Origin of the sequence: Woeseia oceani (assembly GCF_001677435.1) — a bacterium.
Lineage (GTDB): Bacteria > Pseudomonadota > Gammaproteobacteria > Steroidobacterales > Woeseiaceae > Woeseia > Woeseia oceani.
Genome location: NZ_CP016268.1, coordinates 726399 through 748774, shown reverse-complemented (window position 1 = coordinate 748774; position 22376 = coordinate 726399). Strand labels below are relative to the sequence as shown.

At 59.2% G+C, this 22376-nt stretch carries 26 protein-coding genes; 15 read left to right on the top strand and 11 right to left on the bottom strand.

The features are described 5' to 3' along the window. Positions 1-8: 8 nt before the first annotated feature. The 4 genes from BA177_RS03265 to pilG are packed head-to-tail and all read right to left on the bottom strand — an operon-like array spanning position 9 to position 3382. Positions 9-2009, bottom strand: coding sequence for a methyl-accepting chemotaxis protein (locus BA177_RS03265; protein ID WP_231892480.1), 2001 nt, complete (start codon positions 2007-2009; stop codon positions 9-11). A 21-nt stretch (positions 2010-2030) separates the two neighbouring features. Further along, positions 2031-2594 carry a chemotaxis protein CheW gene (locus BA177_RS03260; RefSeq protein ID WP_068612787.1) on the bottom strand — a complete coding sequence of 188 codons (564 nt, stop codon included), beginning with the start codon at positions 2592-2594 and terminating at the stop codon, positions 2031-2033. Next, the gene (locus tag BA177_RS03255) at positions 2595-2960 is read right to left on the bottom strand and encodes a response regulator transcription factor (RefSeq protein ID WP_068612785.1); all 366 of its coding nucleotides are present in this window, start codon (positions 2958-2960) and stop codon (positions 2595-2597) included. A 29-nt stretch (positions 2961-2989) separates the two neighbouring features. Further along, a complete protein-coding gene (gene pilG, locus BA177_RS03250; RefSeq protein WP_068612782.1) occupies positions 2990-3382 on the bottom strand; it encodes a twitching motility response regulator PilG in 393 nt (130 codons plus the stop codon). Positions 3383-3809: 427 nt separating this feature from the next. Between pilG and gshB the strand changes: the two genes are divergently transcribed. Genes gshB through BA177_RS03210 form a run of 7 tightly spaced genes read left to right on the top strand, consistent with a single transcriptional unit; the run spans position 3810 to position 9723 of the window. Further along, on the top strand, positions 3810-4757 hold the full coding sequence (gene gshB / locus BA177_RS03240; protein WP_068612775.1) for a glutathione synthase: 948 nt from the start codon (positions 3810-3812) through the stop codon (positions 4755-4757). Further along, the gene (locus BA177_RS03235) at positions 4732-5799 is read left to right on the top strand and encodes an FAD:protein FMN transferase (protein ID WP_068612773.1); all 1068 of its coding nucleotides are present in this window, start codon (positions 4732-4734) and stop codon (positions 5797-5799) included. Before gshB ends, BA177_RS03235 begins: the two co-directional genes overlap by 26 nt. A gap of 44 nt (positions 5800-5843) precedes the next feature. Continuing rightward, positions 5844-6761, top strand: a complete 918-nt coding sequence (locus tag BA177_RS03230) for an energy transducer TonB (RefSeq protein ID WP_197493295.1) — start codon at positions 5844-5846, stop codon at positions 6759-6761. 42 nt (positions 6762-6803) lie between these two features. Further along, positions 6804-7367, top strand: coding sequence for a YqgE/AlgH family protein (locus BA177_RS03225; protein ID WP_068612768.1), 564 nt, complete (start codon positions 6804-6806; stop codon positions 7365-7367). Further along, the gene (ruvX, locus tag BA177_RS03220; RefSeq protein WP_068612766.1) at positions 7351-7800 is read left to right on the top strand and encodes a Holliday junction resolvase RuvX; all 450 of its coding nucleotides are present in this window, start codon (positions 7351-7353) and stop codon (positions 7798-7800) included. Before BA177_RS03225 ends, ruvX begins: the two co-directional genes overlap by 17 nt. Positions 7801-7843: 43 nt before the next feature. Beyond that, complete coding sequence (locus BA177_RS03215; protein WP_068612763.1) at positions 7844-8842, top strand: aspartate carbamoyltransferase catalytic subunit; 999 nt, start codon at positions 7844-7846, stop codon at positions 8840-8842. Then, positions 8839-9723, top strand: a complete 885-nt coding sequence (locus BA177_RS03210) for a dihydroorotate dehydrogenase electron transfer subunit (RefSeq protein WP_068612760.1) — start codon at positions 8839-8841, stop codon at positions 9721-9723. The genes BA177_RS03215 and BA177_RS03210 overlap by 4 nt, the downstream gene beginning before the upstream one ends. Positions 9724-9755: 32 nt before the next feature. Here the strand turns inward: BA177_RS03210 and BA177_RS03205 are convergent, their stop codons facing one another. From BA177_RS03205 to BA177_RS03195, 3 genes are read right to left on the bottom strand one after another with little or no spacing between them, the layout of a single operon-like run. Then, positions 9756-10811, bottom strand: a complete 1056-nt coding sequence (locus BA177_RS03205) for a PilT/PilU family type 4a pilus ATPase (RefSeq protein WP_068612756.1) — start codon at positions 10809-10811, stop codon at positions 9756-9758. A 36-nt stretch (positions 10812-10847) separates the two neighbouring features. Beyond that, positions 10848-12005: a PilT/PilU family type 4a pilus ATPase gene (locus tag BA177_RS03200; protein ID WP_068612753.1), complete on the bottom strand. Its 1158-nt coding sequence runs from the start codon at positions 12003-12005 to the stop codon at positions 10848-10850. Positions 12006-12045: 40 nt separating this feature from the next. Then, the gene (locus tag BA177_RS03195) at positions 12046-13086 is read right to left on the bottom strand and encodes a type IV pilus twitching motility protein PilT (RefSeq protein WP_068612750.1); all 1041 of its coding nucleotides are present in this window, start codon (positions 13084-13086) and stop codon (positions 12046-12048) included. Positions 13087-13173: 87 nt separating this feature from the next. Here BA177_RS03195 and BA177_RS03190 point away from each other — a divergent pair, with 87 nt between their 5' ends. The 6 genes from BA177_RS03190 (at position 13174) to BA177_RS03165 (ending at position 16636) form a co-directional block, all read left to right on the top strand. Beyond that, the gene (locus tag BA177_RS03190) at positions 13174-13860 is read left to right on the top strand and encodes a YggS family pyridoxal phosphate-dependent enzyme (RefSeq protein ID WP_156762673.1); all 687 of its coding nucleotides are present in this window, start codon (positions 13174-13176) and stop codon (positions 13858-13860) included. 28 nt (positions 13861-13888) lie between these two features. Further along, positions 13889-14734, top strand: coding sequence for a pyrroline-5-carboxylate reductase (gene proC, locus BA177_RS03185; protein WP_068612748.1), 846 nt, complete (start codon positions 13889-13891; stop codon positions 14732-14734). Continuing rightward, the gene (locus BA177_RS03180; RefSeq protein WP_068612745.1) at positions 14731-15279 is read left to right on the top strand and encodes a YggT family protein; all 549 of its coding nucleotides are present in this window, start codon (positions 14731-14733) and stop codon (positions 15277-15279) included. Before proC ends, BA177_RS03180 begins: the two co-directional genes overlap by 4 nt. A 5-nt stretch (positions 15280-15284) precedes the next feature. Further along, positions 15285-15560, top strand: a complete 276-nt coding sequence (locus BA177_RS03175) for a DUF167 domain-containing protein (RefSeq protein ID WP_068612742.1) — start codon at positions 15285-15287, stop codon at positions 15558-15560. Between the two features lie 110 nt (positions 15561-15670). Further along, a complete protein-coding gene (locus BA177_RS03170; protein ID WP_082989824.1) occupies positions 15671-16144 on the top strand; it encodes a DUF4426 domain-containing protein in 474 nt (157 codons plus the stop codon). 153 nt (positions 16145-16297) lie between these two features. Next, positions 16298-16636, top strand: coding sequence for an HU family DNA-binding protein (locus BA177_RS03165; RefSeq protein WP_068612737.1), 339 nt, complete (start codon positions 16298-16300; stop codon positions 16634-16636). A gap of 242 nt (positions 16637-16878) precedes the next feature. Here the strand turns inward: BA177_RS03165 and BA177_RS03160 are convergent, their stop codons facing one another. Together BA177_RS03160 and BA177_RS03155 are read right to left on the bottom strand one after the other, a co-directional pair. Continuing rightward, positions 16879-17523: an alpha/beta hydrolase gene (locus tag BA177_RS03160; RefSeq protein WP_068612734.1), complete on the bottom strand. Its 645-nt coding sequence runs from the start codon at positions 17521-17523 to the stop codon at positions 16879-16881. Further along, entirely contained in the window at positions 17501-19339 is a 1839-nt protein-coding gene (locus BA177_RS03155) for a cation:proton antiporter (protein WP_068612731.1), read from the bottom strand. The genes BA177_RS03160 and BA177_RS03155 overlap by 23 nt, the downstream gene beginning before the upstream one ends. Positions 19340-19616: 277 nt before the next feature. Here BA177_RS03155 and BA177_RS03150 point away from each other — a divergent pair, with 277 nt between their 5' ends. After that, a complete protein-coding gene (locus BA177_RS03150; RefSeq protein ID WP_068612729.1) occupies positions 19617-20534 on the top strand; it encodes a hypothetical protein in 918 nt (305 codons plus the stop codon). A gap of 2 nt (positions 20535-20536) precedes the next feature. Continuing rightward, complete coding sequence (locus BA177_RS03145) at positions 20537-21364, top strand: OmpA family protein (protein ID WP_068612727.1); 828 nt, start codon at positions 20537-20539, stop codon at positions 21362-21364. A 6-nt stretch (positions 21365-21370) separates the two neighbouring features. Here the strand turns inward: BA177_RS03145 and BA177_RS03140 are convergent, their stop codons facing one another. Continuing rightward, complete coding sequence (locus BA177_RS03140; protein ID WP_408068425.1) at positions 21371-21856, bottom strand: FKBP-type peptidyl-prolyl cis-trans isomerase; 486 nt, start codon at positions 21854-21856, stop codon at positions 21371-21373. Between the two features lie 26 nt (positions 21857-21882). Then, entirely contained in the window at positions 21883-22284 is a 402-nt protein-coding gene (gene msrB, locus BA177_RS03135; RefSeq protein ID WP_068612724.1) for a peptide-methionine (R)-S-oxide reductase MsrB, read from the bottom strand. Positions 22285-22376 lie beyond the last annotated feature (92 nt).

The window sequence follows — 22376 nt, the reverse complement described above, 5'->3', positions numbered from 1 at the left end:
TCTGCGGCCTAGTCCGCCGCCCGGCCCCCGGAGCTTGTTTCATCACTTGCCAACTTGCGCGATTCAACAGCAGCACCGGGCAAGGTGAAACCGGCCACGGTCTTGCGCAGCTGCGAGGCGAGTTCGGACAACTTGGAAATAGCGGCGGCGGTAGCGGTCGTTGCCTTGCCGGTCTGGGTACTGATTTCCTTAAGCCGGGTGGTGCGACGGGTAACGTCCGCCGCACTGCTGGCCTGTTGCCGTGCCGACCCGGAAATATTCTGTACCAGACTGGCGATCTGATTCGACACCTGCTCGATCTCGTCCAGCGCCGCACCCGCATTCTCTGCCAGCAAGGCGCCGCCGACCACGTCCGTGGTGCTGCGCTCCATCGATACGACGGCCTCATTGGTATCGGCCTGAATGGTCCGAACCAGTACTTCAATTTGTTTGGTTGCGTTCGTTGAGCGTTCGGCGAGCCGCTGCACCTCGTCGGCCACCACCGCGAAGCCGCGACCCGCTTCACCGGCCATGGAGGCCTGAATCGACGCGTTGAGTGCCAGAATATTGGTTTGCTCGGCAATATCGTTGATCAGCTCGATGATGTTGCCGATCTCCTGCGAACTCTCGCCAAGTCGCTTGATTCGCTTCGAGGTATCCTGAATGGTTTCGCGAATCGTGTTCATGCCGTCGATAGTCCGGCGCACGGCTTCGCCGCCCTTGTGAGCAACGTCTACAGAATGCCGCGCCACATCCGACGAACGTTCGGCGTTGCCGGACACTTCCTCAATTGACGAGGCCATCGAAACTACCGATTCGGTGGCGGCGGCGATTTCACGATTCTGGTTTTCGGTCGCCCGTGCCATGTGCACGGCCGTGCTTTCCGTTTGCTTGGCCGCAGAGTCCACCATGATCGCTGTTTCGTTGATCGTCGCGACCAGCTCGCGCAACTTCTCGATCGCGTAGTTGATGGAGTCGGCGATCGCACCGGTAATGTCTTCGGTAACGGTTGCCTCAACCGACAGGTCGCCATCCGCGAGACTGCCCAATTCATCCAGCAGACGAAGAATGGCCTGTTGGTTGCGCTCGTTCTGCTCCGCCTGCACTTTTGCCGCACGCTCGAAAACCGCGCTGCGCCCGTGCAACACGACGAGCACGAGAACCAGCAACAACGCAGCGAGCAGCAGTCCCGGGATCATCCACGGGTGCTCCAAATAGCCTTTAGCCTTCGTCCCGCCGGTCGCGGCGACAGCCGCGCCGAGCGTATCGGCGGCGGTTACCAGGGACCTAACGTCGTTGTGGAGACCGGCGACGGCCGAAGCGTTCGCGGTGGCCTTTGCAGCACTTGCCTCGATATCGGTGAGTGCGGTATTCAGCGGTGCGAGCGCACTGTCACGATCCGCGGGCGCCAGCGCACTTACGTCGAGCGGCGTTTCAGCGCCACCCAGGGCATCCGCAAGCCGTCGCAACGCCGCAACGTCGGCAGTGATGGCATCCGCTGCTCGCGCCGCATTCGGCGACTGTGTCAATTGCGCCACGTTGTCGGCCAGTGTAGCGGCGCGCCGTTGAAAGTCCTGAATCTGGGTCGTGGCACCGGATACGTCGAGCAGGCCTTCGGCAGCCATTTGCAGATCCGGCGTGCGTTCACGAATGGTCGCCGCCGCCGCCGAAACAGCCTGCAACGCCTCGCTGCGAGCCACGATAGATGCCGCCTGCGCGGACAATGCGTCCCAGCTGGCCCGCGGCCCCGGGGGCGTCACGCTGGCGCGGACCGTATCGAGGTCGCGAGCCGCGTCCTGCAATGCGCCGATTGCTGCCGGATCGCCGCTCTGTACACGGATCGCATGCAGGGGTATCGCCTGCGACAGTGCTGCCAGTTGCGCAACACCGGGATCGCTGGCGGCCGCTTGTTGGCCCTGTTTCCAGCTGAGACCGGCCGCGGACAGCAGTAACAGAACCACTACCAAAGCGAGCGACCGGAACGTCGATGAATTTTGCGATTTGTCAGCCATGATTCTGTTGTTACTCAATCAATGAATGTTGCCGCCGCGTTAATCGGCAGCGGCTTGCAGAAATGAACTGCTCTCCAGCAATTCGTAAAGCCCGAATACCGGCCATACATCCTGGCCACGCCGGTAGGCGCCACGGATAAACCGGTCGCAGCGCACCACCGTCTCCGGCCACTCCTCGGAGTATTCGCTGTCAAGAAAGCGTCGAAAGCCAAGCACTTCATCAACCACCAGGCCCGCAGGGACATCCCGGTGATTGACGGATATGACCCGGCTGACACGGCGCAGTGGCGTACGACCGCTGCCGAGAAAGAGTTTCAGATCGATCAACGGCAACAGGTGGCCGCGCAGATTGGCGATGCCCAGCACCCAGCGCTTCGATCCCGGTACCCGGGTGATGCTGTCGGGCAGCATCAGCACTTCCCGCACCTCATCGCGGCTGGCCACAAACCGTTCATCGCCGATGCGAAAACCGATGCCAACCCACTCCTCCGGCAGATCGCCCGTGCCACGGCCGGCGATGGCGACGCGGCTGCGCCGTTCCAGCTCCTGCAGCAGGTCAAAGGGTTGCTCAATGAGCGCCGTTAAATCAGTGGCTGAGCTCATTCAGCCGGCCATGACTTCGTTTATTTTTGCGACCAGGTCTTTTTCCAGAACCGGCTTTACGAGGTACTCGACAGCCCCCTGGCGCATTCCCCAGATCTTGTCGGTTTCCTGATCCTTGGTGGTCACCATGATGACGGGAATCTTCGCCGTCGCAGGGTCCTTCGTCAGTTTGCGGGTGGCCTGAAAGCCGTTGATACCCGGCATAACCACGTCCATCAGAATGCAGTCGGGCGCGCCGGCTTTCGCCTGGCGAATACCGTCTTCCCCACTGTCAGCAATCATCGTCACGAAGCCGTGCTTTTCGAGCATCTTTTGAAACAGGTGCAGCTCAGTCGGCGAGTCATCAACAATAAGAACCGTTGCCATCAATACTTCCTTGAATTGTTACTGATCCGTCAGGCCATCTGCGTCGAAATTGCGCCCAGCAATTCGTCGCGCGTGAATGGCTTGGTCAGGTATTGTTCCGAACCCACGATACGACCGCGCGCCCTGTCGAACAGCCCATCCTTGCTGGACAACATGATGACCGGCGTATCTTTGAATACTTTGTTGTGTTTGATCAGCGAGCAAGTCTGGTAGCCATCAAGTCTCGGCATCATGATGTCCACGAAAATCAGATCCGGCTGATGATCAGCAATTTTCGACAATGCGTCGAAACCGTCGACCGCCGTGAACACCTGGCAACCCTCCTTGGACAGCAGGGTTTCTGCCGTGCGGCGTATGGTCTTGCTGTCGTCTATCACCAGGATTTTCAGCCCGTTCAGACCTTGAGTTGCACTGTTTGACACCGGAATTCCTCGCCCAATTGCGGCCCGGGCTCGGCCGCATCACTGATATTGTGCTGGTACAGCTGCCTTAAATCCGGACGCACCGCGCAGTTCGGTCAAACGATGATGCGCGGCGGCGCCAGTCCGACGACCTGCCGTCCAGCCAAAGCCCCCATTGATTTTTGCGGCAATTCTCGCCCGACTTTCCATAATGACTGCCAGCAAAGCGACTTGTACCACATTGCCCCAAAGGCCGCTACGACAGGCCACGCAGTGAACAGACCCGACTCGCAAATTGGCCTGATCGGAGCGGGTCAAAACATTGCCGGTCAACGCCGCCGGGCTATTGCCGTGGTACAGGGCAAGGCTCGCAGCCTGTATAGTTGGCGACGCTGCGCGGCAGCGACATTCAGACCTGAAAAGCAAGGATCAACAGCCAATGCCCGATATGCCAATGCGGCTCGGTGTCGTCATGGACCCGATCGAGTCGATCACCCCGAAAAAAGACAGCTCGCTGGCGATGCTGCTCGAGGCCGAGCGCCGCGGCGCAGAAATTCACTACCTGCTGCAGGACGACCTGCGCCTGCTGGAAGGCCGGGCACTGGGGACCGCGGCGCGACTGCGGGTACGCGACGATAACAACGACTGGTACACGCTCGGCGAGCGAGCCGAAATCGCGCTGGGTGATCTGGACGTCATCCTGATGCGCAAAGATCCGCCGTTCGATATGGAGTACATCTACAGCAGCTACATTCTTGAACGTGCCGCCGAGGCGGGCGCATTGATTGTCAATCGACCGCAGAGTTTGCGCGACATGAACGAGAAGGCCTACACCGCCTGGTTCGCTGACTGCGCCCCGGTCACACTCGTGACACGGTCGATGTCGGACCTCAAGCAATTCTTGCGCGAGCACGAGCAAATCGTCGTCAAACCGCTGGACGGCATGGGCGGTCGCTCGATCTTCGTGGTCAAGAAAGGTGATAACAACGCCAACGTGATTTTCGAAACATTGACGGACTATGAGAGCCGCTATGCCATGGCGCAGGTGTACATCCCGGAAATCAAACAGGGCGACAAGCGCATCCTGTTGATTGATGGCGAACCGGTACCGTACGCATTGGCGCGCATTCCGTCCGCCGATGACAATCGCGGCAACCTGGTCATGGGCGCTGTCGGCGAAGGCCGCGAGCTCACCGAACGCGACCGTTTCATCTGCTCGCGGGTCGGTCCGGTATTGCGCGACAAAGGCGTGTTGTTTGCCGGCCTAGATGTCATTGGCGATTACCTGACCGAAATCAACGTCACCAGTCCGACGGGTATCCGCGAACTTGACCGGCAATACGACCTGAATATTGCTGGCCTGCTGTTCGATGCCATCGCAGCCAAACTCGCGTAACACCGGCTGGCTGCTATGCAGCGTTCTGCTGGTACTGCAGCTGTCCGCTTGTCAGCCCGCGCCAAAGGAGTTCAGTGACCGGGTTGCTGCGTTCGGGACCCTGATCACGCTGCGCTACTACGGTGTCGCCGAGGCGGACGCTGCCGGGGCAACCCGCCATCTGGAAGCGTATTTCCGATCGATCGAAAGCGACTGGTACCCGTGGGGCGATGGTGAATTGCAGCGCATCAACGAGGCGCTGGCCGCGGGTCGGGCGATCCAGGTCAGCAAGCCGCTCGCCGATCTCATACGGCGCGCGGCCGACATCGAGCAGCGCTCCGCAGGTCTCTTCAACCCGGCGCTGGGCGCATTGAGCGAGCTGTGGGGCTTCAACGACCTGTTGCAGGAAAACTGGCAACCGCCTGAGCGCGCGGCTATAGAGGCATTGTTGCAGCAGGATCCGGGCAGCCGGCACCTGCAATGGACAGGCTTCACACTGCGCAGCAACAACCGCTCCATCGTGCTGGACCCGGGCGGTATTACGAAGGGCGCCATACTTGCCACCGCGGACAGAATCCTCGGCGAGCTCGGTATCGGCAACGCGATCGTGGATATCGGCGGGGACCTGCTCGTGCGCGGCAATGCAGGACAACGAGCGGCACGTATCGGCATTCGCTCGCCTGGCAGCGACTCAGCCATCGGCTGGCTGGCGGCAACACCGGGCGAAGCCATCGTGACCTCGGGCAACTACGAACGCTATTTTGAGCATGACGGCATTCGCTACAACCACGTGCTGGACCCGCGTACCGGCTACCCGGTTGCCGACAGCGCGTCGGTTACGGTCGCCCACACCGACCCCGTGCTGGCTGACGCGGCAGCAACCGCCTTGCTGGTGGCGGGCCCGCACGGCTTTGATGCGCTGTGCGCCGCACTCGGCGTCGACCAGGCGCTGTTGATAACGGCATCCGGTGACCTGCGTCTCACCCCCGCACTGCAGAGCCGCGTACACTGGCTGGATGACGCAGACGCGCGGCGGGCAGGTGACCACGATGTGTCACAATAGGGTCCGCCCGATACGCCGCACTCACCCCGACCATGGCTGAAACCGTGAGCAACAGTACCGCCGACCCCGGAGAATTGAACGAGATCAATCTTGATCTCGGGCCCAAGCCCGACCGGCTGCCGCCCATGCTGTTCCTGGCCGCTCTCGTGCACGGCATACTGATTATCGGCATCACCTTCAATGCCGTCTTCGACAGCCCGCCAGCCGATTCAGTCTCGCTCGAAGTCACCATCGTTGCCGATCCCGACCGCAGTTTCGAGCGTGACGACAACGCGGCCTACCTAGCGCAGGCCAGCCAGGAAGGCGGCGGCAACACCGACGAGTCCAACCGTCCGGCCGCGCCCGCCAAGAGCAATGTGCCGGTCAATAACATTGGCGACCTCGATGGTCGCGATCTGCGCGATACCACCCGGCATCAGGCATCAGCGGACCAGCTGCTGACCAGTAACTCCCGACAACAACGCCAGGTCTCGGACTCGCCACGCGACGACCCGGAGGCTGACGATGCCCGGGCCGCCTACCTGGAAGCCGGAGTTGAAACCACCTTGCCGCTGCCGCAGGAGCAGGAGGCCAGCTTCCTGGTGCGCGACCAGAACCGGGAACGGGTGATACTGAGCGCGGATACCCGTGAATCCAGCATTGCCGGCTACGTCGATCGCTGGAAGCGAAAAATCGAACTGGTGGGCAGCAAGTACATACCGGAGCAAGCCGGTCTGAATGGCCTGACCGGCAGCCCGACGCTGGAAGTCACTATCGAAGCCTCTGGCCAGCTCGCCGAAGTCATCATCGTGCAATCGTCAGGATCGCGTGCGCTGGATCAGGCCGCACTGAACATTCTGCGCCGCGCCGCGCCGTTTGATCCTTTTCCGGAAGCGGTGCGCCTCGACTACCCACAACTGAATTTCCTCTATAAATGGCGCTTTAGCGGCAGCAACGCCGCAACTACCGCAAGCGCCAACTAGGCCGCAGTTGTTCTCTGTCGCGGCAGAGCGGATACTGCCTGCATGGAGATTTCAAGCGCGCTGAACAACCAGCTGCTGATCGCCATGCCTGGCATGGCTGATCCCAATTTCAATGCCACCGTTACTCTCATTTGTGAACACAATGAAGAAGGCGCGCTCGGCATCATTATTAACCGGCCACTGAATCTTCAGCTCGGAGGCCTGTTCGAGCAGATATCGATTTCGAGCAACAACCAGAAACTGATCAAGACCCCCGTACTGCATGGCGGCCCTGTCGCCCAGGACCGGGGCTTCGTATTGCACAGCGCCGGTTTCAAGTTTGACAGTTCCGTCACCGTTTCGGCGGATATCCAGCTTACGCTGTCTCGCGACATCCTGGATGCCATCGCCAAAGGTGACGGCCCGGAGAAGAACGTCGTTGCGCTGGGCTATGCAGGCTGGGAAGCCGGTCAGCTTGAAGCTGAAATTCTCGCCAACAGCTGGCTGAACGTGGCCGCAACGCCGGAAATCGTCTTCGACGTCCCCTACGCCGACCGCTGGCAGGTGGCCACCCGCCTGCTCGGCATCGATGTCAGCCAGCTATCGCCCGATGCCGGACACGCCTGAAGCCCGTCGCCCGGAAACCATCCTCGCGTTCGATTTCGGCCTGCGCCGGATCGGTGTGGCGGTGGGCCAGCAAGTCACGCAGTCGGCCAGCGCGCTGGCGACCGTGAGCAATGGCGAGGGTGGCGCGGACTGGGCACACATTCGCGCACTGATAAGCGAATGGCAGCCTGCCAGGCTCGTGGTCGGCATGCCCGAGACAGCCGACGGTTCGCCGCCCGCCCTGTTCGACGCCATACAGGCATTTTGCAGTGAGCTGGGCCAGTTTGGGCGCCCGGTCGCGACCATTAACGAGCGTTATTCTTCGCAGGCGGCCAACCAGCAATTGATCGCAGCCCGCCGCGACGGCCGTCGCGGCCGAATCACCAAAGGCGATATCGACGCCGCCGCGGCCGCCTGCATCGCCGAGCGCTGGCTGCAGGGGCACGACCGCTGATGGCGAGCAACCGGGGGCGTTTTCAGAGTAGAATGCCGCCGCCATGATCGCTACCCAGACTACCGACGGCGCAGCAGTCGCCGAACACGACCTGCAATTGCACCCTGATGGGCGATTGCGCCACCTGCTCAGCCTGCGCGGACTGAGTCGCGCGCAATTGACCGCGTTGCTCGACGAGGCCGACGGCTGGCTAACCCCCTCCGGTAAGCCGCCGAGCCGTTCCAACGCCCTTGCAGGCCTGACAGTTGCCAATCTCTTCTTCGAGCCCAGTACCCGCACCCGGGCATCGTTCGAACTGGCCGGAAAGCGCTTGGGCGCCGATGTACTCAATCTTGACGTGAACACTTCCTCGCGCAAGAAAGGCGAGAGCATCCTCGACACCATCTACACATTGCAGGCAATGCAGGTCGACGTGTTCGTTGTGCGCGATGCCGGTGCGGGTGTGCCCGCCTTTATTGCCCGGCACGTCGATGAGCACGTCAATATTCTCAACGCCGGCGAAGGCGAGGTTTCGCACCCGACGCAGGGCTTGCTCGATTTGCTGACTATTCGCCAGCACAAGACAGATTTCGCCAATCTCAAAGTTGCAATCGTTGGCGACATTGCTCATTCGCGCGTTGCTCGTTCAGCCGCGCATGGTTTGGCAATCATGGGCGTCGGCGAGCTGGCGCTGGTTTCACCGCCCGCATTGGCACCCGACCCCAAAGAGTTCCCCGGCGCGAGTATTCTCGACAATCTGGACGAAGGGCTGCGCGACGCCGATGTCGTCATGGCATTGCGCATACAGCGTGAGCGTATCGGCAACCTGGACGGCATACCCGGCATCGACGAGTACTACGCCAGTTACGGCGTGAGCAATGAGCGCATGAAACTGGCCGCGCCCGACGCCATCGTCATGCACCCGGGGCCGATGAACCGCGGTATCGAAATCGAATCGGCACTGGCTGACAGCCCCCGCTCTGCAATCACCCGCCAGGTAACGAACGGTGTTGCCGTGCGCATGGCCGTACTCTGTGCCGTCACAGGCAAGGGACACGCATGAGTCAGACCCACCGCGCTACGCTGTACGTGGAAGACGCGACGATCCTCGCGGTCGAACGGTTTCCCGGCGAGCAATTCGTTCTGCGACTGCACGCGCCTGAATGCGCGGCGAGTGCCGTGCCGGGCAGTTTTGTGCACGTCCGCTGCGACGCTGCGATACCCATGCGGCGACCATTGTCGATCATGCGGGTCGACAGCAATGCAGGCTGGATCGAAATTCTGTTCAAAGTGGTTGGCGGTGGCCTGGCAATGCTCGGTCAGCGAAGCCGGGGCGACACGGTGAATCTGATCGGCCCCATTGGTCGCGGCTTTCAACCGTCGCCCGCGCGGCCGCGCAGCTTGCTCATCGGTGGCGGTGTTGGCATCCCGCCGATGGTCTTCCTGGCCGAGCACCTGCATGCCGACGCTCACGCGTGGCAACCGCTGGTGTTGATGGGCTCAGAAATACCGTTCCCGTTTGCCGAACAGCGGTCACGCATCCAAGTTGACTGGCTGGACAAAGAAACCGACCGCTGCATGCCGCTGGTCGAAGCCTGTGGCTACCCGTCACGGCTCGCCAGCCTCGCAGGCTATGACGGTTGCTTTCAGGGCTACGTCACGGAGTTGGCTGATCGCTGGCTGGCGACATTGAGCGCCTCCGAATTGGCGGAAGTCGAAATATTCAGCTGCGGCCCGACGCCCATGCTAAAGGCCGTTGCCAGTCTCGCGCGCCGCTATGGCCTGCCCTGCCAGGTATCACTGGAAGAATTCATGGCCTGCGCGGTCGGCGGCTGTGCCGGTTGCACGGTACTGGTGCAGGAAGAGGACGGACCGGCAATGAAGCGCGTCTGCGTGGACGGCCCCGTGTTTGACGCAGAAAAGGTGTTCAGCGAGTCAGCCTGACAGGCTGGTCGGCTCACTGGCCGGCGCACTGCTCAACCGAAGTTGATCTTCGCCTCCAAGTTGGACCGCGAGTCCGCGTGCGACATGGCTTCTTCAAGCGTGATCGTCCCGGCCTTGTAAAGGTCCAGCAAGGCATCGTCAAAGTTTTGCACGCCCTTCTCACCGCTGTTCTTGAGCGCTTCCTTCACTTCGGAAATATCGCCGCGCAGAATCAGGTCTTTGATATGCGGCGTGTTCAGCATCAGCTCAATCGCCGCGACTCGCTTGCCTGTGCGTGAACGCACCAAGCGCTGCGAAATAATGGCACGCAGGTAGTGAGCCAGATCCAGGAACACTTGCGCATGCTGCTCCTGCGGGAACATGTTAATGATGCGATCCAGCGTTTCCGGTGCGTTGTTGGAATGCAATGTGGCCATCACCAGGTGGCCCGTACCCGCCATATCAATGGCCGACTGCATCGACTCCCGGTCCCGGATTTCGCCGATCTGAATAACGTCCGGGGCCGCGCGCATGGCACTCTTCATGGCCGCCGCGTACGACTTGGTATCCAGTCCGACTTCGCGCTGGTTGACGATGGACTGTTTGTTCGGGTGCAGAAACTCGATCGGGTCTTCGATCGTTATGATGTGCGATGAGGTCTTTTCATTGCGGTGATTGATCATCGCCGCGAGCGTCGTTGACTTGCCGTTACCGCTTGCGCCCACCATCAGAATCAAACCGCGGCGCAACATGACCAGCTCTTTGAGTTGCGGCGGCATGCCGAGCTCATCCAGCACCGGCATTTCTGCCGTAATGTAGCGCAGCACCATCGCGACATTGCCACGCTGGTGGAATACGTTGACGCGGAATCGACCGAGGCCCGGCTCGGAAATGGCGAAATCCACCTCGAGATTACGGGTGAACTGATCCAGCAGACTTTCGTCCATCAGCTCAATGGCCGCTTGCTTGACCATTTTCGGCGTCATTTCCAGCTTGTTAACCGGCATGATCTTGCCGTCAATCTTGATCTTCGCCGGGGCGAAGGGCGCGAAGAACAGGTCAGACGCCTTCTTCTCCACCATCAATTTGAACAGAGGTTTTACATTCATTTGCAGTCAATGCGCGCAGCGCGTCCTGTTTGACGCTCAGAAAGTCTGAGCGGTGTCTTCTTCCATGATGCGCAGGCTCTCGGCCTGCTGATCCGTCAGCGTAGACTCACGCTTGCTTTCCAGCTTGATACGCAGCCGCAACTCGTTCTTCGAATCCGCATTGCGCATGGCTTCTTCGTACGAAATAACGCTGTCTTCGTAGAGCGTGAACAACGCCTGATCGAAGGTCTGCATACCAAGGCGGGTCGACTTCGCCATGATTTCCTTGATGTGTGCGACCTCGCCCTTGAAGATCAGGTCCGCAATCAATGGCGAATTCAACATGATTTCCATCGCCGCAATGCGACCCACCCCGCCTTCGCGCGGTATCAGGCGTTGCGAAATGAATGCTTTGGTATTCAACGACAGGTCCATCAGGAGCTGCGCACGACGCTCTTCGGGGAAGAAGTTGATAATGCGATCCAGCGCCTGGTTCGCACTGTTGGCATGCAGCGTTGCCAGACACAGGTGACCGGTTTCTGCGAACTGAATGCCGTACTCCATGGTTTCCTTGTCGCGAATCTCACCAATCAGGATGACGTCGGGCGCTTGCCGAAGGGTATTTTTCAGTGCGGCATGCCAGGTCTCGGTATCGACCCCCACTTCTCGCTGGGTGATTACGCAACCGCGGTGCGGATGAACGTACTCCACCGGATCCTCGATCGAAATGATGTGGCCTTTCGAGTGTTCATTGCGATGCCCAATCATCGCTGCAAGCGTCGTCGATTTACCGGAGCCAGTACCACCGACGACGATAACCAGACCGCGCTTGTTCATGACAACGTCTTTCAGAATGGGCGGCAAATCGAGTTCGGTCAGCGTCGGAATTTCAGTGGTGATAGTTCGCAGTACTGCGCCAGCCATCCCCTGTTGAATGAATGCGCTGACACGGAACCGGCCGATACCCTGCGGGCTGATGGCGAAATTGCACTCCTTGGTGGAGTCAAATTCCTTCATCTGTTTGTCGTTCATGATCGAGCGCACCATCATTGACGCCTGTTCCGAGGTCAGTGGTGCATCGGTCGCTTTGTGGATAGAGCCATCGACTTTGATTGCCGGTGGAAAACCCGTGGTGATGAACAGGTCGGAACCACCCTTCTCAACCATTTTCTTGAGCAGGTTTTGTGTCAGTCGTACCGCTTGTTCACGTTCCATTCGGGTCTCTCCTGCCCAGCTGGCTAAATCTCATTGGCGCTTAAAAGTTCTCTTTACTAACAGCCCGGAAGCGCGCCTCTTCCTTGGTAATCAGTCCTTTGGCCATAAGCTCCGCAAGATTCTGATCCAGAGTCTGCATACCAGACCCCTGGCCGGTTTGAATGGCGGAGTACATCTGCGCAATCTTGCCCTCGCGTATCAGGTTTCGGATGGCCGGCGTACCAACCATAATTTCGTGAGCCGCGATCCGGCCACCACCGATCTTTTTCAGCAACGTTTGCGAAATAACCGCGCGCAGCGACTCGGACAACATCGCGCGTACCATTTCTTTTTCGGCGGCCGGGAATACATCGACAATACGGTCAACCGTCTTGGCAGCCGAGCTGGTATGCAACGTACCGAATACCAAATGGCCCGTTTCAGCGGCCGTCAGCGCAAGCCGAATCGTTTCGAGGTCGCGAAGCTCGCCGACCAGGATCACGTCCGGATCCTCACGCAGCGCAGAGCGCAATGCTTCATTAAAGCCCAACGTATCGCGATGCACTTCGCGCTGGTTGATCAGCGAACGCTTGCTCTCGTGCACAAACTCAATCGGATCCTCGATCGTGAGAATGTGATCGGGCTTGTTATCGTTAATATAGTCGACCATGGCGGCAAGTGTGGTGGACTTGCCTGAACCCGTCGGCCCTGTGACCAGAACAATCCCGCGCGGATGCATGGATACGTCTTTGAACAACGGGGGCGCACCGAGGTCATCAAGCGACAATATCTCCGACGGAATGGTTCGGAAGACAGCAGCGGAGCCGCGGTTCTGGTTAAAAGCATTGACGCGAAAGCGCGCAAGCTTTGGAATCTCGAATGAAAAGTCAGTCTCAAGGAATTCTTCGTAGTCCTTGCGCTGCTTGTCATTCATGATGTCGTACACCATGCTGTTGACGTCTTTGTGCGTCAGCGCTGGCATGTTGATACGCTTGATATCTCCATCAACGCGAATCATGGGTGGCACACCACCGGATAGGTGCAAGTCAGACGCATTGTTCTTTACGGTGAACGACAACAACTGAGCGACATCGACTGCCATGATTCTCCCTCTGGAATTCTGACGGCCGCACTTACCATAACCCGGCCTAATGAGCTGCCTAGTATAGCGAAGCACTGTGAGCAAAACGTGATAAAAGTCACGGAAAACCTTCGGAAAATCCAAGATTTGCTGGCCCTTGAGACGCAGTCCGCAGGCCGCCCGGCGGGCAGCGTGCAACTGCTTGCGGTCAGCAAGCGTCAGCCCCTGCAAGCCGTGCTTGATGCGGCCGGTGCAGGGCAACGGCATTTCGGCGAAAACTTTGCCCAGGAGGGGATCGACAAGATGCTCGCGACAGGGCGTAACGATCTGGTCTGGCATTTCATCGGCCACTTGCAGAGCAACAAGACCCGGATCGTTGCCGAACACTATCAGTGGGTGCATACCGTAGACCGCCTGAAGATCGCCCAGCGGCTGAGCGAGCAACGTCCGGCCGCCAAGGGTGAGCTGAATGTATGCCTGCAGGTCAACATTGATAACGAAGACAGCAAGTCCGGTCTGGCAGCCGATGAAGTCGCCGCGGTGGCGACCAAAGTCGCGACGCTGCCGGGACTCAAACTGCGCGGCCTGATGTGCATACCTGCCATCAGGACCTCTGCCACGGAACAGCGCGAGCCTTTTGCACGGATGCGGCAGTTGCTCGACAGCATCAACGAGCACGGTCTGGAACTCGACACGCTGTCCATGGGCATGACCGCCGACTATGCCGCTGCTGTGCAGGAAGGTGCGACAATTGTCCGAATCGGCACAGCCCTGTTCGGCGCACGCGGCGAATAACTACACACCCAGACCTAACGGAAACACCATGATCAACGACAAAATTGGCTTCATCGGCGGCGGCAACATGGCGCGCGCCATCGCCGGAGGACTACTGCGCGGCGGAATGCATGCGACGGACTTGCTTATTGCCGAACCCTCGGTGGATCAGGGCGATCGCCTGCGCAAAGAGTTCTACGGCACGCTGATCAGCGACGACAATGCCAAAGTGGCAGCTGAGGTCGATATCCTGTTGTTTGCCGTCAAACCGCAAATTCTGCGGGACGTTTGCCTGCCACTTGCCGATGTAGTGCAGGAGCGCAAGCCGCTGATCATGTCGATTGCCGCCGGGCCGCGCATCGACGATATCGAAAGCTGGCTCGGTGGTGATCTGTGTGTTGTCCGGGTAATGCCAAACCAGCCTGCATTGATCGATCAGGGCGTATCGGCGTTGATCAGCAACTCGAAAGCCACAGCGCATCAGCGCAGTCAGGCCGAGAAAATCATGTCGGCGGTTGGCCAGGTCGTTTGGCTGCAGCAAGAAGCGCTCATCGACGCGGTAACGGCCGTCTCCGGTACCGGGCCCGCGTATTTCTACCTGTTGATCGACATCATGATTGAATCGGCAATCAGCTTCGGCATAGACCCGGCAACCGCTCGAACGCTGGCGATCGAAACAGCCAGAGGTGCTGCTTCGCTCGCGCTTGCTGAAGAGGAACCGATGAAGGTGCTTATCGATCGCGTCCGCTCGCCGGGCGGCACCACAACAGCAGCATTCGAGCACCTCGAAGCAACCGGCGTTCGTGATATCTTTGCGGCAGCCATAAAGGCGGCCCGCGATCGTGCCACTGAATTGGGCAATGCAGTAACCACGGACAAACGAAGCGAATCATGACTCAAGCACTGTATTTTATTATCGGAGCAGTAACCCAGCTCGTACTCTTGTTGTTCCTGCTCCGGTTCTGGTTGCCCTTGCTGCACGTCGACTTCCGTAATCCGCTCGCGCAGGGAATCCTTCGCCTCACCTCCCCCGCCATCGTTCCGGTGCGTCGACTGCTGCCACCTGTCGGGCGAATTGATACTGCCACCGTTCTGATACTGCTGGTTTTGCAGACTCTGGCAATCGTCCTGCTTTTGCTGTTGACCGGGCGAATGTTCGACCCGCTGTCGATTGCTGTCGTTGCGGTCATCGAACTGGCGGCGCACAGTCTGAACATGTTCTTTTTCGCTGTATTGATCAGCGTCATTCTCAGCTGGCTTGCGCCGCAAACCTATCACCCGGTCGTGGCTATGGTTAACTCAATGGCCGAACCCATACTGCGCCCGTTCCGACGCATGTTGCCGCCGCTCGGCGGCCTCGACATATCGCCGATCTTTGCGCTGATCCTTTTGCAGGCCGGCGTGATATTGCTGCGCTCGTTACGGCCCTTTTACGTCTGACTGCCATGATGGCCGCAGACGGCGACGAACTGCGCATCCGTACCAGGGTAACGCCGCGTGCCGCACGCTCTGAATTGCAGGGCATGGTCGACGGTATGCTGCGGATCCGGACAACGGCCGCGCCTGCCGATGGCGCCGCGAACAAGGATGTCATCAAACAGTTGGCCAAAGCATTTGGCGTACCCAAGTCGGCGATCGTGTTGTTACGCGGCGAATCATCCCGCATCAAGGACTTCGTCATCCACAAGCCAACCCGACGCCCAACCTGCCTGACGCCGTAAAACCGGCCATCGGCAAAGGTCACAAAAATCCCGCGAGGCATAGGACCTGCACAGAAAACAAGCTATAGTGACAACGAAACTGACCAGGCTGGAGCGGGGGAAAGCACACCATGATTCCAAGAACATTACTCTTTGCTTCTTTTCTTTCGTTGTTCTTATCGGGATGCGGCGGCCCCGGAGATTCAGCAACGGTGCCTCAGGCGCAACCGGCGGAAGCCTCGTCAGTAACCGTTAATGGTTACAGCGTTCACTTCAGCGCACAGTCCACCGACCAGCTGCCAACAGAAGTTGCCCGTCAGTACAACATTGTGCGCAGTAAGAACCGTGCAATGTTGAATGTGTCGATAATTAGCGAAGCCACTGGTGAATCAGGCACAGGCAGTGTTGAGGTGAAGACTGTCAACCTGACCGGCCAGCTCAAGACCGTTACCATGCGCAAGATCCAGGAGCAGGATGCTGTGTACTACATCGGTGAGATTCCGGTGGCCAACAGTGAGACGCTGGTATTCGACATCACCATTACACCAGACAATTCGGACGAGCCAATTGAGGTTCGTTTCAAACGCCAGTTCTATACGAACTAGGCACCTGACAGCCGAAACCTCAGGAAACCCCGCTTTTTTTGCAGTATTTCTTGTCTTTTCCGCTTAACCACCCTGCAAACATGTGATATCGTCGCGCAGGTTTTAAGTCGCGGGCAGCGCCCGTTTTGATATTTTTACAGGAGTCACTTTTTCATGGCAGCAAAGAAAAAGGCTGGCGATAGCACCAAGAAGCCGCCGACAAAGTCTGAGATTTACGCCCGCATCGCGGAAGACACCGGTCTGACGAAGAAAGACGTCGGCGCTGTGTTCGATTCACTCTCGGCACAGATCAAAAAGAATCTTGGCGGTCGCGCCGCTCCTGGCCTGTTCACCATTCCAGGTCTCCTGAAAATGCGCGTCGTTAAGAAGCCGGCAACGAAAGCTCGCAAGGGCGTTAACCCGTTCACCGGTGAAGAAATGATGTTCAAGGCAAAACCAGCGTCCAAGACCGTCAAGGTTGCGGCACTGAAAGGCCTGAAAGACATGGTTTGATATCGAATCTCAATGATTCGAATCAGAAAAAAACCGGGCACTGCCCGGTTTTTTTTTGGCCCGAATAAGCTTATACCCGGCGAATCGCAATGCGCGTACACGAAACGGTCAGCGCACGACAGGGTGCATACGCTTGCGCAGCCGTTGCCAGCCGCGCCGCTTGCATGGCGCGCAATTGGTCACATCAGTCACCAAGGCATGCCTGCGGATGTCCGGCCCTGACGATATAAAAACCTGGCAAATCAGGCTGCAGCCGTGTCCGTCACAAACGTGACAACCGCCTCGCGCAGTTCGAGCAGTTTGCCGTGAAAGAAATGTCCGGTATCCGCAAACACGTTCAGCACCGGCCCGGGCTCCATGCGGTTAACCCATTCCAGCGTTTCCTCAACAGGAATCAATTCGTCCTGATCACCGTGCACTATCAGCCACGGACACTCCGGTTGAATATCGAGATTATTGGCAAAGCGATACACCGCCGGAGCGATGCTGACCAAGCCATTAGGCTGAACCTTGGTCGCGGCATTGATGGCAATCGCCGCGCCAAAAGAAAAACCACTGATCCAGAGTGGGTCTTTGGGCCATTGCTGTTGCAGGTAACTGAACGCGGCCAGGGCGTCGTCCAGCTCGCCACGCGCCTCGTCGTAACTACCCTCACTGTCGCCAACGCCACGAAAATTAAAGCGCAGTGCGCGGTAACCGCAACGGACGAATGCCTTGGCCAGGGTATGAGCCACTTTGTTCTGCATCGTGCCACCCTGTTGCGGGTGCGGATGGCAAACCAGCGCTGAGCCTGCTACCGGCACATCAGTCGGCGTTTCCAGAATGGCTTCAAGGCGGCCAGCGGGTCCGTCGAGAATGAGGCGCTCAGATTGCGGCGGGCTCGGCATCGGGTAACTCCTTCGGTTTTTGCGGTTTTTCGGCGGTAAACGTCACTATGGTAACGCCCTTGGCGGTCTCCGCCGAGTCTCCTGCCGCAACGAAGCTGATCACCCCTTCGTCATTCATGGTCAGAATTTCTATCGCGTCGGTGTGCCGATCGGCAACGAACTGCTCGTAGGTGTAGTTTTCCGAAATCCTGGTCTTGGAGAATTTCCAGCCCCGCACAAGATTGCGCCAAAGCACTTCAAAGTCAGCATCGTTGCTGAATGCAACACCACCACGCCGCGGCCGTGCCAGTGCTTTCGGGTCTTCTTCGTAATCGCCACCGCCCATAGCCAGCTGCAGGACGTTACGCTGCCCGATCTCCGGCGCCAAGGCCGTGCAGACCAGCGCGTTGTAAGCATCATTGCGGGTTGCGGCCAGGACCGTGCGTACGTGCGCAAGCTCTACCGATTCCTCCGCGAAATCGGACAGTATTTCGCCATAGAACACCGGTATGCCGTTCAGGCGCGCCTCACGCAGGTTGTGCCACGACGAATCCGCCAGCAGCACATTGACTTTCATGTCGCGCAATACCTGGGAAAGCGCAACCGTCCAGGGCGAGGCACCGATGATCAATACCCCATCACGATGCCGCGACGACAGGCCGAGCCGTGCTGCCAGCCAGTTGATCGTCAACCCGTGACTGAAAACCGTTGCAAAGATGATCGCAAACACCAGCGGCAAGAGGACTTCCGCAGGATAGCCCGCATCGACGAGGCGCGGTCCCATCAGGCCGGCTGTCGCCGCCGCGACTATGCCGCGGGGTGCAATCCAGCTCAGCAGTACCCGCTCATTGAACTGCATGCCGGCACCGGTCGTCGCCAGCATGATCGCGACCGGGCGCGCCAGGAACATGATTGCCGCGACCAATGCGATTCCGCGCCAGCCGATGTCCACCAGCGAACGCGCGTCCAGGTCGGCGGTCAGCGACACAAACACGACGGACACCAGCATGATCGTGATGTATTCCTTGAAGCGCTTCATATCACCGATGCCGGGCAGATTCATGTTGCCGACGACAATGCCCATGATAGTGACCGCGAGCAGGCCCGCTTCTTTCTGAATCATGTCCGACAGCGCGTAGACGATGAGCACGAGGCCAAGCAATACCGGACTTTTCAGGTATTCCGGAACCCAGCCTTCGCGAAACGCGCGGGCTGTCGCCCAGCCACCGGCGCCGCCGAGAATAAGGCTGCACACGATGGCGAGACCGATGCCTTGCAACACTTCATCCCAACCACTGCCGCTGCCCTGAAAGATGAAGAACTGGAATACCAGTACGGCCAACAAGGCACCGATCGGGTCATTGACGATACCTTCCCATTTCAAATAGGACGCGGTACGGCGGTTGAGTGCGGCCTGGCGCAACATCGGCATGATGACCGTCGGGCCGGTGACAACCATGATCGCGCCAAAAACCAATGACACCGGCCAATCGAGACCGCCGATGTAGTGGGCGCACAAAGACGAACATAGCCAGGCCAGCGGCGCGCCAAGGTAGACCAGTCGGCGCACACCTCGGGCGGCTTCTTTCAGGTCGCTGAGGTGCAGACTGAGACCACCCTCGAACAGGATAATCGCAACACACAGGCTGACGATTGGTCGCAGGTAAGCGCCGAAATCGGCGCCCGGATCCACCCAGCCGAGGCCGGGACCCATAATCAGTCCGACTGCCGCCAGCAATACGATAGCCGGGAGTTTCAGTCGCCAGGCCAGCCATTGGGCGCCAATGCCAAGGCCGACAACGGTCACGATTGCGAGAACTATGTGATGTTCGTCCATCGGCAGGCTCACTCCCCTCAATTCACGACTAATTGCTTGCGCGGGCTCGATCATACATGAGCACACAGGGCTGCACCGTGCCAGTACAGCAGCGGTCCGCTGGCTAGTGGGGCAATGATTGGCATAGAATTATTGACCTCTAAGCTGGCAATCATCGCGGTCTGCCACCGCAAGTCACTCCACGGCACGAGCGGAGCCCAGATCAAATGACTGACTCAATGCACCTGGTTGCGACCATGACAGCAGTGCCCACTTCCGCCAACGGCGGTTTTGCCTGATGCCGGAACTGACCATGGCCACCGTGGGCGTGCTGCTGCTCGCCGTCATCCTCGGCGTGCTGCTTGGTTGGTTCGTGCACAGTCGGCGTTGCGCCAGGGAAAAGCTGGCTCTCAGTGCCGGCTGGCAACACCAGATGGACGCGCAGCGCGTCGAACACGAACGCATTGCCAAGCAAAACTCAAGCTTGATGGAACAGGTCAGTCAGCACCAGGCGTCCGGGAAGGACATCCGCAAGCGTGCCAACGAGCTTACGACCGAACTCAAAATCGCCCTCGGCAACAGCAAAGACTTGCAGCGCAAACTGAAAGAGTCACGCAGCAATCTGGCTGTCGCCGTGGCACAACGCGATAAACTGCACAAACAGCTCGACTCCGGCGCAACACGGCAGGATGCGGCACTCAGCGAAAAAGACCAGAAAATTACCCGCCTGAAGCGCGAACTGGGCAAGTGGCAGGAGCGAATTCCGCCGCTGGTCGAACGCTACCGGCTGCGGGATCTTGAAGCACAGGAGCTGCAACTGGAACTGGGCCGCGCGCAGCAACGTATCGAGGAACTGGAAGCCGCAGCCGCCGCACTTGAAACCCGCATCGAAGCGGTAGGCGATGGGCCGCTGACCGATCTCGATGCATCCAACGACCAGTATGACGACACGATGGAGCTTGAAGCCGGCAATATGGCTGCGCGTGGCACTACGCCCGGCGACGACCTGAAGCGCATAAAAGGTATAGGTCCCGCCATCGAGAAGACGCTGAATACGCTGGGCTTCAACCGCTTCAGCCAGATCGCCACCATGAGCGAATACGACATCGACCGCGTCGCCGCCGAACTGCGTGGTTTCAAATCGCGTATCCATCGCGAAGACTGGATTGGCCAGGCACGCACGTTGCAATACGAAAACAGCCACGACCCCGCGTGACCATGTCGGATGCAGTAACTCTTGCGCGGATTCGCGCAGCCATCGCCATTGCCCTGATGCTGCTGTCGGTCGCCGCACAACCGGCCATGAGCGCCGAGTTCAGCGTCGACTGGCAGGCAGGCAAACTCACCATAGGCGGCGAGACCAGTTCGGCCGGCCATACCGGGATCCTCAACGAGGTTGTCAGCGAATTGTTCCCGGATGCCGACGTCGAATGGCAATTAAGCAGCGGACAAACAACACCGCCCGGCTGGTCACTCGTCAGTGAGCAAACATTGCGTACGCTTGCGCTGACCCGCAGCGGCGAGGCAAGGCTGAGCGACGGTGAACTGCATTTGCGCGGTGTGCATGACAACCCGGCCGGCTGGCAGAACGCGCTCGGCGCGCTGGAACGAACGCTGTTGCCAGGTATGCGGCTGCGTAACGAAGTGGTCGTTTTCGACGACAGCCTCTCGTTCAACGAACTCTGCCAACAGCAATTTCAAGCGGCAGTGCGCGACCGGACGGTAGAGTTTGCGCAAGCGCAGAGCGAGTTTAGCCCGGCGGCACAGCCGCTGCTGGATGCTTTGATCGAAATCGTTGCGGACTGCCCTGCCAGCCGCCTGATAGTTACAGGGCATACCGATGCCAGCGCGACAGAAGCCGCACTTGGCGAGCTGAGCCTGCAACGCGCACAGGCGGTAAGCAACTACATGCAGCTACGCGGCATCCCCGGCTCGCGGCTGAGCGCTGCAGGTGCGGGTTCCACCTTACTGCTGGACACTGAGAACACGCGCGCCGCCGGTGCACGCAACCGCAGAGTCGAGTTCCGCCTGCTGCTCCCGGAATAAAGGGGCTCAGTTCGCTCCGTCGCGATCTTCAAGCCCGGCAAGCTCGACCTCGAACACCAGGGTGGCACCGGGCGGAATCACGTCACCCGCCCCACGATCGCCGTAAGCCAGTTCCGGTTCAATAGTCAGCTCTCGCAGCTCGCCCACTTGCATACCGGCCACACCGGCGTCCCAGCCACGAATGACCCGGCCCGCACCGAGCGGAAAGCGGAAGTGCTGGCCACGGTCGACGGAGCTGTCGAATTTGTCGCCGCGATGGTCCACGGCTGCAGGGTCGTACAACCAGCCGGTGTAGTGCACAACAGCGATCTGACCTGCCGTTGCAGTAGCGCCATCGCCGGGGCGCAAAACCCGCACGGTCAAACCATCCACTTCCTGACTGATACCCGCACTCGGTGTAACTTCGTTCGCCACTTCCTGATCGCTGCCGCCGCACGCCGCCAACAATATCGACATCATTGCCAACGAACTGAGTCTAAGAGTTTTCATCACTGCTTGAATCCCGGGTTAATAGAGTTCTATTTTGCCGCATCGTTGTCGAAATCCAACGATGCGGAATTAATGCAATAGCGCAAGCCAGTAGGTTGCGGGCCATCCTCGAACACGTGACCAAGGTGCGCATCGCAATTCGCACAGACAACTTCTTCGCGAATCATGCCATGACTCGTATCGCGCTTGACGCGAATGTTGTCTCCCGCCAAGGGCAGCCAGAAACTCGGCCAACCAGAACCGGAATCGAACTTGTGCTCGGAGCTGAAAAGTGGCGCTTCGCAAACAACGCAGCGATAGGTACCGTCTTCTTTGTTGTCAACGTATTTACCAGAAAAGGCCCGCTCCGTACCTTTGTTCTGCGTGACCTGATATTGTTCCTCACTGAGCCGTGCGCGCAGCTCAGCTACCGTCGGTTTTCCGGCGCTCATGTTTAACTACCTCGGCGGCGTAATTGTTAGCCTGAGGAGACTCTGCCCAAGTTCGCGTGCGCACGCAAATTTGCAGTTGGGCACCTGCCTGT

Bases quoted from the DNA above. Each gene is read 5' to 3' on its own strand.
- ruvX (WP_068612766.1), top strand. From the start codon at position 7,351: ATGCCGGACACGCCTGAAGCCCGTCGCCCGGAAACCATCCTCGCGTTC.
- gshB (WP_068612775.1), top strand. From the start codon at position 3,810: ATGCCAATGCGGCTCGGTGTCGTCATGGACCCGATCGAGTCGATCACC.
- BA177_RS03210 (WP_068612760.1), top strand. From the start codon at position 8,839: ATGAGTCAGACCCACCGCGCTACGCTGTACGTGGAAGACGCGACGATC.
- BA177_RS03205 (WP_068612756.1), bottom strand. From the start codon at position 10,811: ATGAATGTAAAACCTCTGTTCAAATTGATGGTGGAGAAGAAGGCGTCT.
- BA177_RS03175 (WP_068612742.1), top strand. From the start codon at position 15,285: ATGATGGCCGCAGACGGCGACGAACTGCGCATCCGTACCAGGGTAACG.
- BA177_RS03200 (WP_068612753.1), bottom strand. From the start codon at position 12,005: ATGGAACGTGAACAAGCGGTACGACTGACACAAAACCTGCTCAAGAAA.
- BA177_RS03155 (WP_068612731.1), bottom strand. From the start codon at position 19,339: ATGGACGAACATCACATAGTTCTCGCAATCGTGACCGTTGTCGGCCTT.
- BA177_RS03235 (WP_068612773.1), top strand. From the start codon at position 4,732: ATGCCATCGCAGCCAAACTCGCGTAACACCGGCTGGCTGCTATGCAGC.
- BA177_RS03225 (WP_068612768.1), top strand. From the start codon at position 6,804: ATGGAGATTTCAAGCGCGCTGAACAACCAGCTGCTGATCGCCATGCCT.
- BA177_RS03215 (WP_068612763.1), top strand. From the start codon at position 7,844: ATGATCGCTACCCAGACTACCGACGGCGCAGCAGTCGCCGAACACGAC.
- BA177_RS03165 (WP_068612737.1), top strand. From the start codon at position 16,298: ATGGCAGCAAAGAAAAAGGCTGGCGATAGCACCAAGAAGCCGCCGACA.
- proC (WP_068612748.1), top strand. From the start codon at position 13,889: ATGATCAACGACAAAATTGGCTTCATCGGCGGCGGCAACATGGCGCGC.
- BA177_RS03170 (WP_082989824.1), top strand. From the start codon at position 15,671: ATGATTCCAAGAACATTACTCTTTGCTTCTTTTCTTTCGTTGTTCTTA.
- msrB (WP_068612724.1), bottom strand. From the start codon at position 22,284: ATGAGCGCCGGAAAACCGACGGTAGCTGAGCTGCGCGCACGGCTCAGT.
- BA177_RS03150 (WP_068612729.1), top strand. From the start codon at position 19,617: ATGCCGGAACTGACCATGGCCACCGTGGGCGTGCTGCTGCTCGCCGTC.
- BA177_RS03145 (WP_068612727.1), top strand. From the start codon at position 20,537: ATGTCGGATGCAGTAACTCTTGCGCGGATTCGCGCAGCCATCGCCATT.
- BA177_RS03180 (WP_068612745.1), top strand. From the start codon at position 14,731: ATGACTCAAGCACTGTATTTTATTATCGGAGCAGTAACCCAGCTCGTA.
- BA177_RS03160 (WP_068612734.1), bottom strand. From the start codon at position 17,523: ATGCCGAGCCCGCCGCAATCTGAGCGCCTCATTCTCGACGGACCCGCT.
- BA177_RS03255 (WP_068612785.1), bottom strand. From the start codon at position 2,960: ATGGCAACGGTTCTTATTGTTGATGACTCGCCGACTGAGCTGCACCTG.
- BA177_RS03260 (WP_068612787.1), bottom strand. From the start codon at position 2,594: ATGAGCTCAGCCACTGATTTAACGGCGCTCATTGAGCAACCCTTTGAC.
- BA177_RS03195 (WP_068612750.1), bottom strand. From the start codon at position 13,086: ATGGCAGTCGATGTCGCTCAGTTGTTGTCGTTCACCGTAAAGAACAAT.